Here is a 14,772-nt window from a genome sequence, read left to right on the forward strand (position 1 = left end):
TCTGCACCATTTTCATACATCCTGTAGGGGCGGGTTCACCAACAGATTTAACGGTGCAGACAGGTTAAATAAACCCGTCCTCCAGGTTCTTATAGTTATTTTAAAAGAGGTAGATTGGGATTGATGGTGGCGCGGGGGCGGGTTTATAAGATTGTCGGTTTTTGGCAATTATTGGCAGGTTTACCCGCCCCTACAGAGTTATGTTTTTTACTTCCGTTAACAATGGCAACGGTAGATTTGCACATACTAACTCTGCACAATTCCACTGCCGCAAATACTCATAGACTTCAGAAATAATCGCATTGGCTGCATCTAAATCTCCTGCTTGAGAAGCATGATAGTGCGCTCTGATTGTCGGCTTAATATCCTCGATATCTTGCCATTCCGATTTAGGTTTGATGGGAATGCTGATATAATAACTATAGGCTTGGCTGTGGGCGGTACGGAAATTTTCAGGATTTTGACTTAGCAGGTACTCGCCCTTTTCTCGGACTAGCGGATGCAACTGATAGGATTTGAGGTGGCGATCGTAATATAGCAATTGTCGGCGCTTCAGTGCTTGAATAATATTTTCTTTAAGTTCATACTTGCTAACTTCTGGCATTTGAGCGCTAATCCCTGCAAAAGATAGCGGATATTCTGAGGTTTGGTAGACAGAAATTCGGCTGAGACAAGTTTGCTCGCCGTCGCCCAGACGCGCTATCATTTCATCGATCGCTCTTTCAATGTCTCGAATCAGCAACCAGTCTCTCTGGTGCAGAAAAATCCAGACATTTCCCTGAAACTCGGTATCATCTCGAATCAAGGCTGCGACGAGTTGTAAGGCTTTGGGATGTCCTGAATAGCGATCGCACATTTCGGCTAATTCTTCTGGATTCGCAGTCAGATTAAAAGATTGCAATAGGGCAACAGCGGCATCTCTATCCAATCAGTTTAGCTGGATTTCGCGGGTGACTGTTGACGGCAATTCTGCCAAGCTTTCGCGACTGGTGAAGAGGATTTTGCTTTGATGTTCTGTTTCTAATAGTTGTTTGAATAACCAAGCATATTCTGCACAATCCTCTGCGAAATAACCAGCCGCTTTTGCCTCTCCTGCTTTCAAAAGTGTGTCGGCGCGATCAAAAACAAGCAAGCAAGGTTTTTCTCTGAGGATTTTGAGCAGATTTTCGGTTTTTTTGAAATAGTCATTTTGAGCATTGACGGCTGCGGTAATGTCGCCGTTGGAGAGGGTGAATAGCAGGGAGTCAATTGTGCGATCAAAAGGGGGTGCTTTGCCTGTTGCAGATTGCAAGGATTGCCAAGCGGCGCAGGTGAAGGGGGTTTTTTCTGTGTGGAGTTGGCGAATTAGTTGGCTGACGAGGCTGGTTTTTCCGATGCCCGGTAATCCGACAATTGAGAGGGCGATGGGAACCCCCCCCAGCCCCCCCTTGGTAAGGGGGGGAGCAAGAGTGGGCGATTCATTGGTAAGGGGGGGAGCTGTGATTAGGGTTTTTAAGGTGTCGATTTCTTTGGTGCGCTGTACCCAATTTCTGACGGGGGGTAAGTTTTCTGGGAGGGGGAAAGTGCGATCGGTTTCACTGTCTTGGGGGATATCTGCGATCGGGGCTGATAGTAATTCTGGTTCTTGAATTTCCCGCGCAACAATGTCTTGCCAGTTTTTCACACCTACAGCTTTGCAAATGTGTATAAAAGTCTCTCGTCTAATACCAATTTACTATGAAGTTGCACTTAATATAGCTTCAAGGATATAGTCCCAACCACAGAGAGATAAAACTTCTTCATTCGTGAGAGATTTGATAATTGTATTTACGTGTTCTTTGAGTTTATCTAAACTCGAATAATTTTCCCACTTGAGGTATTTTTTTGTATGCTCCCACAATCTTTCAATCGGATTTAATTCAGGACTATAGGCAGGTAAATAGATGGGCATTACATGGTCAGCCCAGTCTAATAATAGAGCTTTATGGAAGCTACCATTATCCATGATAATTAGATTGAAAGTCTCTGAGTATTTTTGACCAAATCCATTTAAAAACTCTTGAAAACAGTTGTAATTGAGCTGAAAAAATTCTTGATAATATTGTTCACCTGTTGCTGGCTCTACGACTCCATAAATATAAAAGTTTCCTCGTTTCCATTGCTTTTTTCCAATGGGTTTTACCCCCTTTAATGTAATCATTCTGCCCTGCATAGTAATCAATCCAAATCTACTCTCGTCCTGACACCATATCCTTACAGGCTTGGAGTTTCCGAAATATTTAATCATTACTTTGATGAGCTCACATAGTTTTTTTTTGAAGCTTGCCTGCACCTCTTCGTTCGCTTTCTCACTTTGGGGTCTTGGGACTTTCAGGTCAGCTTTCAATTTATAATGAACTAGGTCATGTACCACTTTATAGCTCACTTTAATTCCGCATTCTTTTTCGAGCCATGTCTGTAATTTGCCCTAACTTGTTTCTCCCTGTGGTTCTTGCAATTTTTTGATTAATTTTTCTCTAACTTCGGGTGTAATATGGGGAGTCTTTCCGGGAGCTTTTTTTATGCTAAGTAATTCATTAATTCCACCTTGTTTGTAAGCTCTTAACCAACGATATATTGTTGATTCGTCTCGTTTCAACATCGTGGCTAATTCTGCTCTTTTTTGGATTTTTTTGGTAGCCAGCCAGTATAATACCAGTAATTTTTCTTTATTTACGGCGGTCGCAGTCCGTTCGAGTCGATGCTCTAGTTCCTCAACCGTTTCCTGGATTTGTACCTGAAGTTTGTTCGCCATATTCGATTTCCTCTACTTTTACCCTATATTTTAGTGTACCTTCATAGTGAATTGGTATGATGCGGTTCATATTGCGGCAGCTACCGTTTACGATTTAGATTACCTGCTAACATGGAACTGTAAGCATATCGCTAACGCTCAAATTCAGAGAAAACTTGCAGAAATTAGTTTGGATTTGGGATACCAATTACCGATCATTTGTACGCCTTACGAACTACTAGGAGGTTGAATTTATGTGGCAAGATGAGATCGTGGAGAAAATTCACCAAATTCGCGAACAACACGCTAAGTCATTCAATTACGACTTGGATGCTATGTTTGCAGATTGGCAGAAAAAGCAGGCTAAAAGTGGAAGACAAATTATCTCAAAATCACTCAATCCACGCACTCAGCCAACCTCTATTTGTGGTTAAAAAAAGAGCGATCGCCCTTAACACAAAAAGTGCGATCGCCCCTTTCAATTCCTAACCAGAAATCACCTCACTCAAAAGATGAGCCTGAGAACCCTCCAGACGCGGCCCATGAATCTGCACCACCCTAGAAGCCAAGAAATTGCCCCAGCGAGCCGCTTGTGTAGAACTTAAACCGTTAGTAATTCCAAACAAAACACCCCCCGCAAAAGCATCCCCAGCACCCACAGTATCGATCGCCTTTACCGGAAATCCAGCGACATCCACAATCTGTTTGTTCTCCACCACCATGCAGCCTTTATCCCCATTAGTGATAAAAGCCAAATCAGAAATCTCGCTCATTTTCCGAGCGCACTCTTCCAGAGATTCCTCCTTAAAAAAGCTGCGAACTTCATCAGCATTGCAAAAAATTACATCGCAATATTCCGAAACCACCTTGTGAAAATCATCAGCAAATCGATCGACTAAAAAGCCATCCGAAAAAGTAAAAGCCACCTTCACACCCAGACGCTTAGACTGTTCCATCGTCTCAATGCTAGCCTTTCTCGGATCGGGAGCATCCCAAAGATAGCCCTCAACATAACTGTACTTGCAGTGAGCCAGTCGATCGACATCAATATCAGTCGCAGCCAGAGTAGTAGAAACCCCCAGATTAGTACACATCGTGCGTTCCGCATCCGGCGTAGTCAGCACTACACAAGTACCCGTAGGCCCGTTCGACTCAGCAGCAGGATGCACATTAAAATCAATCCCCGCCGCCAGCAAATCTTGCCGATAAAATTCGCCGTTAGTATCCTTAGCAACCTTCCCCGAATAATACGCTTTACCGCCGCTCTGAGCCAAACCAATCATCGTATTTGCCGCCGAACCCCCCGATCGCATTTGCAGCGAATTGTGCTCTAAATCGTGCAAAATCCCCCCCTGCGTTTCGGAATTCATCAGCGTCATCCCGCCGCGATTCAGCCCGTGGCCGAGTACAAATTCATCTTCCACCAATGCTAGGATGTCTACAAGGGCATTGCCTACGCCAAACACATCCACGGAACCAGATTCTTGATTATTTTCTGTCATCGCTGCTTTTTTTTACACTAACTATCAACTCTATAATAAATCGGATTAAAGTCAACATCCCCACTCCCAATCTAAAGTCCCCAACTTAAAATCTAAAATTCACAATCCAAAATCCCCAATCTAAAATCTAAAATCCAAAATCTAAAATCGCTATGACTTGTCTCCCACCTCTGATTCAGCAAATGTTGCAGCCCGGTTTTTACCCGCACGGGGTGACTGAACCAGTGCAGCTAATTCAGACTCACGCTTCCTTTGTCCTGCTGACAGGAGATTATACTTACAAAATCAAGAAACCCGTCAATTTTGGCTTTTTAGACTATTCAACATTGGATAAAAGGCAGCATTTCTGCAAGGAAGAATTGCTAATGAACCGACGCACTGCACCGGAAATTTATCTACAAGTTTTGCCAATTGTTCAAATTGGAGATTTATTTCAATTGGGCAGCAACTTACCTGCTATAAATTCTGGCGAGATTGCTGTAGAATACGTGCTGAAAATGCGAGAATTTCCTCAAGATTCGCTGTTACTCAGTTTGTTGGAACGCGGACTGTTGACCGAGCAAGTTATGGCAGACTTAGGGAGGGAAGTTGCCAAGTTTCACAGCACGGCAATTAGTAATAGCTACATTCGCACATTTGGCGAAGTCAGCCAGATTCGGACAGCAATAGACAACAATTACCTGATTTCGCAAAAATATATCGGTGGGCCGCAGACTCAGACACAATATCAGGAAACTAAAGATTATACTGATACGTTTTTTGAGAAAAATCAAGAGTTATTTAATCTGCGGATTGCCAATAATAAAATTCGCGAGTGCCACGGAGATTTGCACTTGCGGAATATAGCATTCTGGCAAGATAAAATATTGCTATTCGACTGCATCGAATTTAACGAGCCTTTTCGCTTTGTTGATGTGATGTACGATGTCGCTTTTACAGTAATGGATTTGGAATCGCGCGGTCGCAGAGACTTAGGCAATGCTTTTCTCAATACTTACATCGAACAAACAGGGGATTGGGAAGGACTGCAACTGTTGCCTTTGTATTTGAGTCGTCAAGCTTATGTTAGAGCGAAAGTAACTTCGTTAATGTTGGACGATGCCGCTATTTCAACAGCCCACAAAGCAGAGATTTCACAGACAGCCGCTCATTACTATAAACTGGCTTGGCAATACACAAAACCGCGCCAGGGAAAGTTAACTTTGATGTCGGGTTTGTCGGGTTCTGGCAAGAGTACAGCGGCTCGATATTTGGCTCGCCGCACTGGGGCAATTCACATTCGATCCGATGCGGTTCGCAAACATTTAGGCGGAATTCCTTTAAATGAACGCGGAGGGCAAGATTTGTACTCGGATGAAATGACGACTCAGACTTATGGTAGATTGTTAGAGTTGGGGATAATTTTGGCTGACCGAGGTTGGGATGTGATTTTAGATGCAAAGTTCGATCGCCAAAACTGGAGAACGGATGCGATTAATCAGGCTCAATCCCACGGCTTACCCCTGCAAATCATTTACTGCACCGCACCAATTGAAGTATTGCGAGAACGACTGCAACAGCGCAGGGGCGATATTGCCGACGCGACAGCAGAACTATTGAGTTCGCAGGAAGCAGCTTTTGAACCTTGTACAGAATTAGAGCAAATTTCTGTAAACATTGTAGATACCGCGCAAGACTTAGAGGTACAATTAAACTTGATTTGTGGGGAGTAGTTGCAGATCGATCGCCCTTGCCAATTGGATTGTCTGCTAATATTGTAAATATCTTTCTTTGTTATTACAAACATAACTTGCAGCTTATGCCAAAATTTACCGGAGACTCCAAGGGGTTTAGCCCCGCGCTGATATGGTTTGTGTTGTTTACCGTTGGGTTTCGCTTAGTAGGATGTACGCTGCCCCTGAGTCTGGGCTTTGGTGTCATCGGTGGCGTGGCAGCAGGTTTAATTGTCGCTTGGTGGCACAACGAATTACTACTCAACCCGAATTTAAATTCCAAGGATAAAACCTCGGATGCTATCCTCAATAAAGAAGTAGTGGAAAGGGACGGTCATAAATATAGCAAAACCTCTAGGGGTGATGCTGCTACATTTTTTGGCTGGTTATCTGGACCAGAGGATCGTCGCTAGCTTTAGTCATTAGTCATTAGTCAGTAGTCAGTAGTCAACAGTTAACAGTCAACAGTTAACAGTTAACAGTCAACAGTCAACAGTCAACAGTCAACAGTCAACAGTCAACAGTCAACAGTCAACAGTCAACAGTCAACAGTCATTAGTCAACAGTCATTAGTCATTAGTCATTAGTCATTAGTTAACATTCACTAATGCCCTTCGTCCCAATACCCAATACTTCGGCTACACGATCGTACAATTTCCCCATGCCAAATTCCCAATTGAATGTTTGTATTTCTATCGAAACTCCTGCCGCTGTTTATTTATCCTTTGGGGTTGAGTTGCCTGTTAATGATGGCGGCTTTAATAACACTTTGGAAGCGTCCGAAATGGGCGGCGGCGCCAATTGCTGCGGCTCTAATTATTTTACTGCTCGGAAGTAGCGGTTGGATTTCAAAATCGTTAGTTCGATCGCTCGAATGGCAAAACTTACCAACCGCCGAACTCCCCCAAGCTGAAGCGATTATCGTCTTGGGTGGCGGTGTCAAAGCAGCTTTACCTCCCCGTCCTTGGGTAGAATTAGCGGAAGCGGGCGATCGCATAATCTATGGTTCCCGACTTTACAAGCAAGGCAAAGCTTCCCTGCTCATTCTCAGCGGCGGTAGAGTAGATTGGAAAGGTGGCGGGCCTCCTGAATCGGCAGACATGGCAGAAATTGCCCAAACAATGGGTGTACCGGCATCAGCAATTCTGCAAGACCCCGATTCACACAACACTTATCAAAATGCCGTCAACGTGCGGAAAATTTTAGATGGTAAAGGCATAAAAGGGCAGGTTTTGCTAGTGACATCGGCGATGCACATGACTCGATCGCTGTTAATTTTCCAGCGTCAGCGAATAAAAGCAATTGCCGCACCAACAGACTTTCAGATAACGCAGCAGGATATCGCAGCATCCCAAAGCAATTGGCAATCAGTCGCCTTGGATTTATTGCCGGACACCTATCAGTTAAACCAGTCAACTAAAGCTTTGAAAGAATACATCGGCTTAATCGTTTATCGTCTGCGGGGATGGCTTTAACAGAATTTTATATTTGGGATTTTGGATTTTAGATTGAAGAATTTAAGCTAATATCAAATCCGGTTGCATCCCAATTATAGGGGCGGGGCGGGTTTATACAGCATATTCCAGGTTGATGAAGTACAGTAGCCGCTAAATTTATATTGTGTGATTTTAATATGTAGGGTGCGTCGCTGCGACCTTTTAAATGGAACTTGCAGATTGTTGGTGGCGACGCACCTTACTTACTACAAGATTGTGTGTACCGCACATACATGGAATATGCTGTATAATTTGTCTATACTTATCAAATATCTGGGCGAAGCTGCCCCTACAAAACTTCATCAGATAAGATTCCAAATCAAACGGATACGATCTAAAATCTAAAATCTAAAATCTAAAATCCAAAATTGATTGAGTGTGTTAGCTTAAAGTCATTACAGCAAATATTAGCCACCGTCGCCCCCAAACAATCATGCTGCCCCACGAGTTGCAAAACATTGCCCCAGAACCGACTCCCGCGGCCGAAATTTTTCAGAGACACCAAATTGTCCGCGAGTTTTACGACGAAATTAAGTACCGTCAAGAACTAGAACTTCACTGCCAGTGGTATTACGCTACAGCCAAGCAGCATCAGCAGGAATTGCAGAAAATGCAGGGAGATTGGAATATTTTAGGTTGGTTCAGCCGCGGACGGTCGAAAAATTAAGCGTTAAATAAAAAAGATGGTTTGTAGTAAGGACTTTAGCCGCGCCGATCGACTAACACCCACAGAAAAAACTGAACTCCTCACTACAAACTCTACAACAGTTATATGACCCCCGCCCAAAAACGGATAATTGCTTTCCGACAGGAGTCGTTAGCCGCCCAAAATTTTAGATCCTAGTTCAAGCTTCCAGATTCATCTGTGGAGTAAATCTAAAATCTAAAATCTAAAATCGACTGACGGGATTTGATATTGTCTTTGGGCTCCGGCTTCAACTTTTGAGACAGCTAGACTTCCGAAGATATCAATTCGACCTCATCCTCTTTGAAGTGAGCTCGAAATTTTTTGTCAAATTGTACTAGAATCGGCCAATTAGCACTGACAGGTCGCCCATGCCATTCGTGAACGATCGCCACGACTTCTCCTTCCATACCCTTAATATCAAATGGTTGACTGCGATTTTCAGGGTGGTGGTAGACAACAACAGAGTTTTTAATGCAAACGCGATCGCCAACTTTCATAAATTTAAACTTAGTGTTCTTTCTTCCCAACTATACAAAGCGTGCAAGTGCAGAACACCTGTACGCTTTGGCGACAGTCTTTTTATCTTCCCACAAGTAGAGCGAAAACTTAAACAAACTTGGCGGTTATCTGTCGGTGCTTCGATCGCCCGCCGCGATCCCGGGAAGCCACAACACAGATCTATTCTCGGTTGATCCTGCAAGCCCGATCGGGATTTAAACCCCGATCGGGCGGATTCTCAAGCGCGGGAATTGATTTGCTTGGCTAATCGAGAAACTATTTACTTAACTGATTTAACCAACACTCAACATCAACAGCCAAGGTTTGACCCAACTCCAGCAACTGCCGGATTGAAGACAAGTCCCAGCCGGCGCCGGAACCTGCAATCCCCAAGGCAACGGCAGCGACCACACTCTCGCCCTCGGAGGCATCTTGCAGTTGCAGCCAGCCCAAACACAGAGGCACAATTTGACTGTACAGAGAATCGAAATACAGTTCCTGCGATTTGTCCAAACACAAACCCAGACTCAGCCGATCGCCCACCGCAATCAAACGCTCGATCGTGCGGATATCAGCTTCCAACTTGACAGGCGAGCGATCCTCCGCGCCCGATCCTGCTTGCAGCAGCCTGTCTAGCGATCGCCAAACCATCTTTTCCAAAATTTCCTTGACTTCGGGAACGTTCAACCGACAGCGGAGATGGCCGCTTTCAGTGGCGATCGCCTCAATTTCGGCCAGCAACGGTTCCACATCCTCGGTTTCCACTTCCAGGGCCTTAGCCGCCGTCAAACAGCGATGTCCCAAAGCCACCTCAGCAGCCACCTGCAACTCTACCGGCACCGGCAACTCGTCTCGGTGGAAAGCCATCATCACCCCGTAATTTTCGCGGTAAACCTGAGTGTAAAGCTGATCCAACCGAGTCAAATTTTCCTGACTCAGCAACTGCACGATCCGGTGGCGTTCCTCAGCGAATAAATCCCGCAAGCTAAAGGACTGATCCCCAAACAGCCGCACCATTTCCAGAATGGCGTGGGCCGCCGAAGCTTCTTGCATAACCCCAAACAACCGCTCTTTCAGCATAGTGTAAGATCGGCGGCTGCCAAAAGGCTGAATACAGCAGTGGAAGTCCCAGCCGCCGAGGTGGAACGCAGCAAACACATAAACCTCTGTTTCCCGCGTAATTTCCGAGGTTAACTGCAATTGACCCACAGCCAGAGTCATCGAGCCCATGCGCTGAATTTGGAAATCTTCCTGCAGGGCCTGATAGCAGTAAACTCGCTGTTCGCGGGGATATTTGGCAAACAGAGAACTGATCGCGTAGTGGGCTGCCACTTGTCTGAGACTAATTTGGGCTGTCACCACAAGTTTGCGGTAAACTTCGGCCCCTGTTTGGAAATAGTCAACGTTGCTGGGTACGAGGGCTAGTTGAGCGACAAAATCCTTTTCTAGCTGGATGCCGGTAACTTCGCCCGCCAATTCCAGCGCCCGGGCCGCGTAGCGCAGAATTTGCACGCCTTCGGGCCGCGAGATTTCTTCAAAAAACCAGCCGCAGCTAGTGAACATTAACAGGGTGTGGCGCTGCATTTCCAGCAGTCGCAGGGCATCCACCTGTTCTCCGGCATCGAGGGGGCGCACTTGATGGCGTTGGAGGAAACTGTCAACGTTAGCGGGCGATCGATCCCGGATGACCTCAATATATTCATCTCTAGCTTTCCAGGGATCGCTCAACAGCTTGCGCCCTGCTTCTTCGTAAATCGGAATCAGTCGATCGCGCAGCCAATTGAGAGTATCCCGCAGAGGGCGGCGCCATTTTTGGTTCCACTCGCCACCGCCGCCGCAGCCGCAATCATCTTGCCAGCGATCGACCCCGTGAGAGCAACTCCAGGCCGTCACCGGTTTGAGTTCCACTTCCCAAGCGCTCGGATTTTGACTTAAATAATGAGCAAAATTCGTTACCGTCCAGCCGCGGCGGGGAAACTCTTCTGTGAAGGCGTAGGCGAGGCATTTTTCGGTACTGTGTTTGTGGTGGCCGAAAGTTTCGCCGTCCGTCGCCACGCAGATTAATTGAGCCGGTCGGTGGTCTCCCCGCACTGCTTGACCCAAGCGCCCCACCAAGTGGTGGCTGCTGCTGAGAACGTCGTTGAAGCCCATATCCCGCGAGATCGGGCCATCGTAGAAAAAGATATCAATGTAGGGGGTGTTGGCAGGTGTGGCTTCGGAATTTTGGAAGTGTCTGCGGCCAAAATGGTGAGTGCTCAGCGGTGAGAGTTGGTGGTCAGCCATCAACCGCATTTCCGGCTTCAAATAGCAGCGGTACGGGCGTGTCGGATCGATTTGACCCCCGCCGACTTCGTGCCATTCGGAATTTTGCCCTGGTTCCCCTTCGTGGTTTTGCCCGATTAGCGGGCGGCAGCGTTCGGCTTGGGAGGGGGCTAAGACAATGAAGCGGATGCCTTCAGCGACTAAAACTTCGAGGGTGGCGTAGTCTACGGCGGTTTCGGCGAGCCACATTCCTTCGGGATCGCGATCGAATCGGGAGCGAAAATCAGCGATCCCCCAGCGAATTTGGGTGTATTTGTCTCGCTCGTTAGCCAGCGGCATGATGATGTGATTGTAGACTTGGGCGATCGCGTTGCCGTGACCGTTGAGACGCTGACAGCTTTTGCGATCGGCCTCCAGAATCCGCTGGTAGACTTCCGCGTCATAGCGTTCGAGCCAGCTCATCAGGGTCGGCCCGATGTTGAAGCTCATATACTCGTAGTTGTTGACGATCCCCGCGACTTCGCCGCGATCGTTGAGTATGCGGGCAAAGGCGTTCGGGCGGTAGCACTCGATGTCAATGCGTTCGTTCCAGTCGTGGGCGGGAGAGGCGCTTGCTTGGCGTTCGATCGCGTCCAGGTAAGGGTTTTCCCGGGGTGGCTGGTAAAAGTGACCGTGAACCGTCACGCACACCCCAGTTGCAGCAGCCACACTGGTTTGGGTTGCAGCCGTTACGGTTGGCGAAGGCAAAGGCAGCACATCGGATTGAGTAGTAGAAATCGAAACCATGCGGGCAAATCCTCACTCAAGTAGTTAAAGACAATAAAACCAGCCTAATTAGAAACTGAAACCTTACGCAGCAAGAGTTACAGCTAGGCATCTGTTCGGGCTAAATTTTGGCAGATAAGTTTTGATACATTTGTAGTATTGCGAGCAAAGCATTCGTTCCAAGATGCCAACCGTCGATCCCTGGTTTTTTTGCCAATGCTTTGCTGTTGAAAGAGTTAAAAAAGGTAGCTTTGGCTGCTTTTTGGCACTTGCGACCCATTTCGGGTTCGTGCTTGCAGGGCTGCTCATTGAGAGTTTCATTTACCTTGCTGGATTGTAAAGTCTTATTCATTAAATAGCAACTTTTCGCCGGAAAAATTTAATGTTTAGCAATAAATCTTGGCGGTTGTGGATATCGGTTTAATGCCCGATCGATTTATAGAGTAAGAGTTTTGTCCGAGTTTTGCATCATACTTTAGGTGCTTTTTACCTAAGTCCTGGAGAAGTTAGGCTAGTTGGGTTAGGGCGGGGCAGATTTGCTGCAAATGTACTTTCCAGAAGAGTTGTAACGCTGGTGCCGAGTCAAAAGGCAACAAAAAAGCAAAACGGTAAGTGTTATGTTTTAACTCCTGAGAGGTATGTGGGGGCGGAGGCGGAGGCATTGGAGGAGGAGGAGGGTTTGGACGAGAAGATGCTGCATTTGACGGCGAAGTTGGAGAGGCAATTTGCCGAGAGTGCCAAGTTAGAGGGGATGATTCGGGAAAATCTGCAGAGGGTGGGTTCTGGCGGATAGTTCGTCAATTGCTGAAGATTATCATGATTTTTTGCGATAACTTAAGCAACCTATTGTGCAATATCAAGTGCGGCCCGTACTTTCTGTTAATCGCGAATTAGTGTTGCTTTACTGGCCAATTGGACGGAATATTTTAAACAGGCAACAGCAGCGAGGATGGGGAGCCAAAGTTATAGACCCTTTAGCTGTTGACTGAGAAACAGCTTTTCCTGAAAGGATGTTTGCCGACGATTGAGCAGTTGGAAGCTGAGTTAGAAGCGGTGGATGTGGAAATTGAGGAGGAATGATAAAATCGGAGAGTGCGAAGTAAAGATAACTATTATGAAAAATCTTAGAGCAATCCTTCACCCTAGCTGTAACCCGTGATGTTTTGCGGCGCAAGGTGCTCTCAGGTGAGATTGGGGTGAAGGATTTAGATAACCTAGCTAGAAATATCAGGAACCCGCACCATCATTTCTCCTATGCACCGTCTTTTCAAACTTGATGCGTTCAGGAGGTTTTGGAGGTTCTGGAGGTTTTCGAGAAGTATTAGACTCTTGCTGATCGGCTGAATTATTATTAGTCATGGAGGTTCCTTTGAGTAATAACGAATGTAATCCCAATATAACGCTAATTTACGAATACGCGGATCAGGCATTAAAAAATTTAGATCAGAGTATCAATAGACTTAATACAAAACTAGGTGTAGTGCTGGGATTTGATGCAGATATAATTCGCTTTTTTTCAAGCTTACCCGATCGTTCGGTTGCGGTAAATATTGATGCTTTAGATATTTCATTGGAGTGTAATTCTTGTTTGTTATTAAAGATTTTAAGTTACCTTGCTTTAATAATTTCTTTGATTTATTGTTTCTTGGGGTTTAAACCACAAACAGCAGGACAAATTATTTTGCCAGAAGAATTAATAGAAAAATGTCTTGACATACCAGAGGAAGAGTATAGACTCTCAATCCTAGAAAACTGGAATCAATCAATCAAGGAATTGGCGAAAAATAGAGACAAAACATCAGATTTGTTTAAAGGGGCTATCTGGGCACTCATATGCGCTGCTATTTTGTCGGCTCTTGACGTAATTTTATCTTCTTTTTTAGTCAAGTAAACTACTAAAATATAGAGAGGATTAATTAATGGATATCAACCAACAAAAAGAACAATTCAGCAACATCTACCTGCAAGCTGTCACCACCGTTGCCGGCTATTCCCTCTACAAACCCTTCGTAGACGATGATAGCGTGGATTGGGGAGTAGCTGCGAAAGGCGGGACAGGCCCCATTAGAGCACCTCGCTTAGAATTGCAGTTAAAATCTACATCAAGAGATATCCAAGACGATAACTCCATCCGCTACCCCCTCAAGCTCAAAAACTACGACGACTTAAGAATGGATAACTTCGCCATTCCCCGAATTTTAGTTGTCGTTTTAATCCCCGAAACACCGGAAGACTGGTTAACCCAGTCGGAAACAGAACTCTGCATCAGAAACTGCGGATATTGGAACTCGCTGCGGGGAAAGCCAAAAACACAAAACACAAACGCTGTCACCGTCGCCATCCCCAGAACCAACCAATTTACAGTCGCCGCCCTTCAGTCAATTATGGAGGGAATTAGCCAAGGAGTTCAACCATGAAAGTCACCATAAAAGATAGCCAAACTCTCGAAACAATCGAGCTAAATCAACTGAGAAATTACTTACAAACTCACGGCTGGCATGAAGACCAACCTTTTTTAGATAATGCCACACTTTGGCACAAACCAACAGCCGATGCAGAAGAATTTGAAATATTGCTACCTAACCGGGAAAACCTGGGAGATTATGCAGCCCGCATCCGCGAGGCAATCCAAACCCTAGAAAACGCAGAAAATCGCCCTCAAATTGAAATTTTAAGCGAACTACTTACCAGCATTCCCAACACGATTATTCAGGGGATTGTTATGCAAATTCACACCCCAAATACCCAAAAATTAAGTGGCGAAATAACTCTCCTCGGCCTTGTAGCTGACAAATTGCGGAAAATTCAAACTTCACTCGCAGACAAAGATTATATCCTGGCGATTAAAGCTTATCAAGAACGCTTACCGATTCTCTGTAGCGGTGACTTAATCAAAGACAACAACGCCTTCATCCTCAAAAACCCCCACAACTTAACCCTCGATGAATTCTGGTAAAACTAACAGATTTTGTCGAAACCTATAGCGGTTCTCAGGAAAGTAAGGTACTCTTCCTGTTTGGCCAATGCCCAATGCCCAATGCCCAATGCCCAATGCCCAATGCCCAATGCCCAATGCCCAATGCCCAATGCCCAATGC

The 14,772-nt window shown here is 45.6% G+C and carries 18 protein-coding genes and 2 pseudogenes; 11 read left to right on the forward strand and 9 right to left on the reverse strand.

Annotated elements, in window-relative coordinates; genetic code table 11:
* Positions 1-190 precede the first annotated feature (190 nt).
* From QUA16_RS31835 to QUA16_RS31850, 4 genes and pseudogenes are all read right to left on the reverse strand, one after another.
* A complete protein-coding gene (locus tag QUA16_RS31835; protein WP_333109733.1) occupies positions 191-928 on the reverse strand; it encodes a hypothetical protein in 738 nt (245 codons plus the stop codon).
* Positions 929-1,663, reverse strand: coding sequence for an AAA family ATPase (locus QUA16_RS31840; protein WP_333109731.1), 735 nt, complete (start codon positions 1,661-1,663; stop codon positions 929-931). It abuts the gene before it with no gap.
* A 51-nt stretch (positions 1,664-1,714) separates the two neighbouring features.
* Positions 1,715-2,431, reverse strand: a pseudogene (locus QUA16_RS31845) (IS630 family transposase); the annotation flags it as partial.
* Between the two features lie 15 nt (positions 2,432-2,446).
* Positions 2,447-2,773 carry a helix-turn-helix domain-containing protein gene (locus QUA16_RS31850; RefSeq protein ID WP_333108534.1) on the reverse strand — a complete coding sequence of 109 codons (327 nt, stop codon included), beginning with the start codon at positions 2,771-2,773 and terminating at the stop codon, positions 2,447-2,449.
* A 58-nt stretch (positions 2,774-2,831) separates the two neighbouring features.
* Between QUA16_RS31850 and QUA16_RS31855 the strand changes: the two are divergent.
* Together QUA16_RS31855 and QUA16_RS31860 are read left to right on the forward strand one after the other, a co-directional pair.
* Positions 2,832-3,002 (forward strand): annotated as a pseudogene (locus QUA16_RS31855) (type II toxin-antitoxin system VapC family toxin); the annotation flags it as partial.
* Positions 3,003-3,006: 4 nt separating this feature from the next.
* The gene (locus QUA16_RS31860) at positions 3,007-3,186 is read left to right on the forward strand and encodes a hypothetical protein (protein WP_333108531.1); all 180 of its coding nucleotides are present in this window, start codon (positions 3,007-3,009) and stop codon (positions 3,184-3,186) included.
* Positions 3,187-3,237: 51 nt separating this feature from the next.
* Here QUA16_RS31860 and QUA16_RS31865 read toward each other — a convergent pair whose 3' ends face one another.
* A complete protein-coding gene (locus QUA16_RS31865; protein ID WP_333108530.1) occupies positions 3,238-4,254 on the reverse strand; it encodes an adenosine kinase in 1,017 nt (338 codons plus the stop codon).
* Between the two features lie 152 nt (positions 4,255-4,406).
* On the opposite strand from QUA16_RS31865, the gene QUA16_RS31870 reads away from it, so the two are divergent.
* The 4 genes from QUA16_RS31870 to QUA16_RS31885 all read left to right on the forward strand — a co-directional run bounded on the left by QUA16_RS31870 (position 4,407) and on the right by QUA16_RS31885 (position 8,129).
* On the forward strand, positions 4,407-5,966 hold the full coding sequence (locus QUA16_RS31870) for an AAA family ATPase (RefSeq protein WP_333108529.1): 1,560 nt from the start codon (positions 4,407-4,409) through the stop codon (positions 5,964-5,966).
* A gap of 86 nt (positions 5,967-6,052) precedes the next feature.
* Positions 6,053-6,379, forward strand: coding sequence for a hypothetical protein (locus QUA16_RS31875; RefSeq protein ID WP_333181632.1), 327 nt, complete (start codon positions 6,053-6,055; stop codon positions 6,377-6,379).
* Between the two features lie 267 nt (positions 6,380-6,646).
* Positions 6,647-7,441 (forward strand): YdcF family protein, encoded by a 795-nt coding sequence (locus QUA16_RS31880; RefSeq protein WP_333108525.1) that lies wholly within the window; start codon positions 6,647-6,649, stop codon positions 7,439-7,441.
* Between the two features lie 454 nt (positions 7,442-7,895).
* Positions 7,896-8,129: a hypothetical protein gene (locus QUA16_RS31885; protein WP_242722513.1), complete on the forward strand. Its 234-nt coding sequence runs from the start codon at positions 7,896-7,898 to the stop codon at positions 8,127-8,129.
* A 284-nt stretch (positions 8,130-8,413) separates the two neighbouring features.
* On the opposite strand, the gene QUA16_RS31890 is transcribed toward QUA16_RS31885, so the two are convergent.
* The 3 genes from QUA16_RS31890 to QUA16_RS31900 all read right to left on the reverse strand — a co-directional run bounded on the left by QUA16_RS31890 (position 8,414) and on the right by QUA16_RS31900 (position 12,027).
* The gene (locus tag QUA16_RS31890; protein ID WP_333108522.1) at positions 8,414-8,647 is read right to left on the reverse strand and encodes a ferredoxin-thioredoxin reductase variable chain; all 234 of its coding nucleotides are present in this window, start codon (positions 8,645-8,647) and stop codon (positions 8,414-8,416) included.
* 277 nt (positions 8,648-8,924) lie between these two features.
* On the reverse strand, positions 8,925-11,696 hold the full coding sequence (locus tag QUA16_RS31895) for a DUF3536 domain-containing protein (protein WP_333108521.1): 2,772 nt from the start codon (positions 11,694-11,696) through the stop codon (positions 8,925-8,927).
* 100 nt (positions 11,697-11,796) lie between these two features.
* Positions 11,797-12,027 carry a hypothetical protein gene (locus QUA16_RS31900; protein ID WP_333108520.1) on the reverse strand — a complete coding sequence of 77 codons (231 nt, stop codon included), beginning with the start codon at positions 12,025-12,027 and terminating at the stop codon, positions 11,797-11,799.
* A gap of 111 nt (positions 12,028-12,138) precedes the next feature.
* Here QUA16_RS31900 and QUA16_RS31905 point away from each other — a divergent pair, with 111 nt between their 5' ends.
* The gene (locus QUA16_RS31905) at positions 12,139-12,468 is read left to right on the forward strand and encodes a hypothetical protein (protein ID WP_333181634.1); all 330 of its coding nucleotides are present in this window, start codon (positions 12,139-12,141) and stop codon (positions 12,466-12,468) included.
* A gap of 100 nt (positions 12,469-12,568) precedes the next feature.
* Entirely contained in the window at positions 12,569-12,664 is a 96-nt protein-coding gene (locus tag QUA16_RS31910; RefSeq protein ID WP_333181636.1) for a hypothetical protein, read from the forward strand.
* A gap of 238 nt (positions 12,665-12,902) precedes the next feature.
* Here QUA16_RS31910 and QUA16_RS31915 read toward each other — a convergent pair whose 3' ends face one another.
* Positions 12,903-13,034 carry a hypothetical protein gene (locus QUA16_RS31915; RefSeq protein ID WP_333108516.1) on the reverse strand — a complete coding sequence of 44 codons (132 nt, stop codon included), beginning with the start codon at positions 13,032-13,034 and terminating at the stop codon, positions 12,903-12,905.
* Between the two features lie 10 nt (positions 13,035-13,044).
* On the opposite strand from QUA16_RS31915, the gene QUA16_RS31920 reads away from it, so the two are divergent.
* The 3 genes from QUA16_RS31920 to QUA16_RS31930 are packed head-to-tail and all read left to right on the forward strand — an operon-like array spanning position 13,045 to position 14,631.
* Positions 13,045-13,566, forward strand: a complete 522-nt coding sequence (locus QUA16_RS31920; RefSeq protein ID WP_333108514.1) for a hypothetical protein — start codon at positions 13,045-13,047, stop codon at positions 13,564-13,566.
* A 28-nt stretch (positions 13,567-13,594) separates the two neighbouring features.
* Positions 13,595-14,092: a DUF4365 domain-containing protein gene (locus QUA16_RS31925; RefSeq protein WP_333108513.1), complete on the forward strand. Its 498-nt coding sequence runs from the start codon at positions 13,595-13,597 to the stop codon at positions 14,090-14,092.
* A complete protein-coding gene (locus QUA16_RS31930) occupies positions 14,089-14,631 on the forward strand; it encodes a hypothetical protein (RefSeq protein ID WP_333108510.1) in 543 nt (180 codons plus the stop codon). Before QUA16_RS31925 ends, QUA16_RS31930 begins: the two co-directional genes overlap by 4 nt.
* Positions 14,632-14,772: the final 141 nt, after the last annotated feature.

Source organism: Microcoleus sp. S13_C3 (assembly GCF_036700905.1).
In the GTDB taxonomy this organism is placed as follows: Bacteria; Cyanobacteriota; Cyanobacteriia; order Cyanobacteriales; family Microcoleaceae; genus Microcoleus.

Excerpts from the sequence above, each read along its gene's own strand:
- QUA16_RS31870 (WP_333108529.1), top strand. The coding sequence starts at position 4,407 with ATGACTTGTCTCCCACCTCTGATTCAGCAAATGTTGCAGCCCGGTTTT.
- QUA16_RS31925 (WP_333108513.1), top strand. The coding sequence starts at position 13,595 with ATGGATATCAACCAACAAAAAGAACAATTCAGCAACATCTACCTGCAA.
- QUA16_RS31880 (WP_333108525.1), top strand. The coding sequence starts at position 6,647 with ATGTTTGTATTTCTATCGAAACTCCTGCCGCTGTTTATTTATCCTTTG.
- QUA16_RS31890 (WP_333108522.1), bottom strand. The coding sequence starts at position 8,647 with ATGAAAGTTGGCGATCGCGTTTGCATTAAAAACTCTGTTGTTGTCTAC.
- QUA16_RS31930 (WP_333108510.1), top strand. The coding sequence starts at position 14,089 with ATGAAAGTCACCATAAAAGATAGCCAAACTCTCGAAACAATCGAGCTA.
- QUA16_RS31860 (WP_333108531.1), top strand. The coding sequence starts at position 3,007 with ATGTGGCAAGATGAGATCGTGGAGAAAATTCACCAAATTCGCGAACAA.
- QUA16_RS31900 (WP_333108520.1), bottom strand. The coding sequence starts at position 12,027 with ATGAATAAGACTTTACAATCCAGCAAGGTAAATGAAACTCTCAATGAG.
- QUA16_RS31915 (WP_333108516.1), bottom strand. The coding sequence starts at position 13,034 with ATGACTAATAATAATTCAGCCGATCAGCAAGAGTCTAATACTTCTCGA.
- QUA16_RS31875 (WP_333181632.1), top strand. The coding sequence starts at position 6,053 with ATGCCAAAATTTACCGGAGACTCCAAGGGGTTTAGCCCCGCGCTGATA.
- QUA16_RS31895 (WP_333108521.1), bottom strand. The coding sequence starts at position 11,696 with ATGGTTTCGATTTCTACTACTCAATCCGATGTGCTGCCTTTGCCTTCG.
- QUA16_RS31885 (WP_242722513.1), top strand. The coding sequence starts at position 7,896 with ATGCTGCCCCACGAGTTGCAAAACATTGCCCCAGAACCGACTCCCGCG.
- QUA16_RS31850 (WP_333108534.1), bottom strand. The coding sequence starts at position 2,773 with ATGGCGAACAAACTTCAGGTACAAATCCAGGAAACGGTTGAGGAACTA.
- QUA16_RS31865 (WP_333108530.1), bottom strand. The coding sequence starts at position 4,254 with ATGACAGAAAATAATCAAGAATCTGGTTCCGTGGATGTGTTTGGCGTA.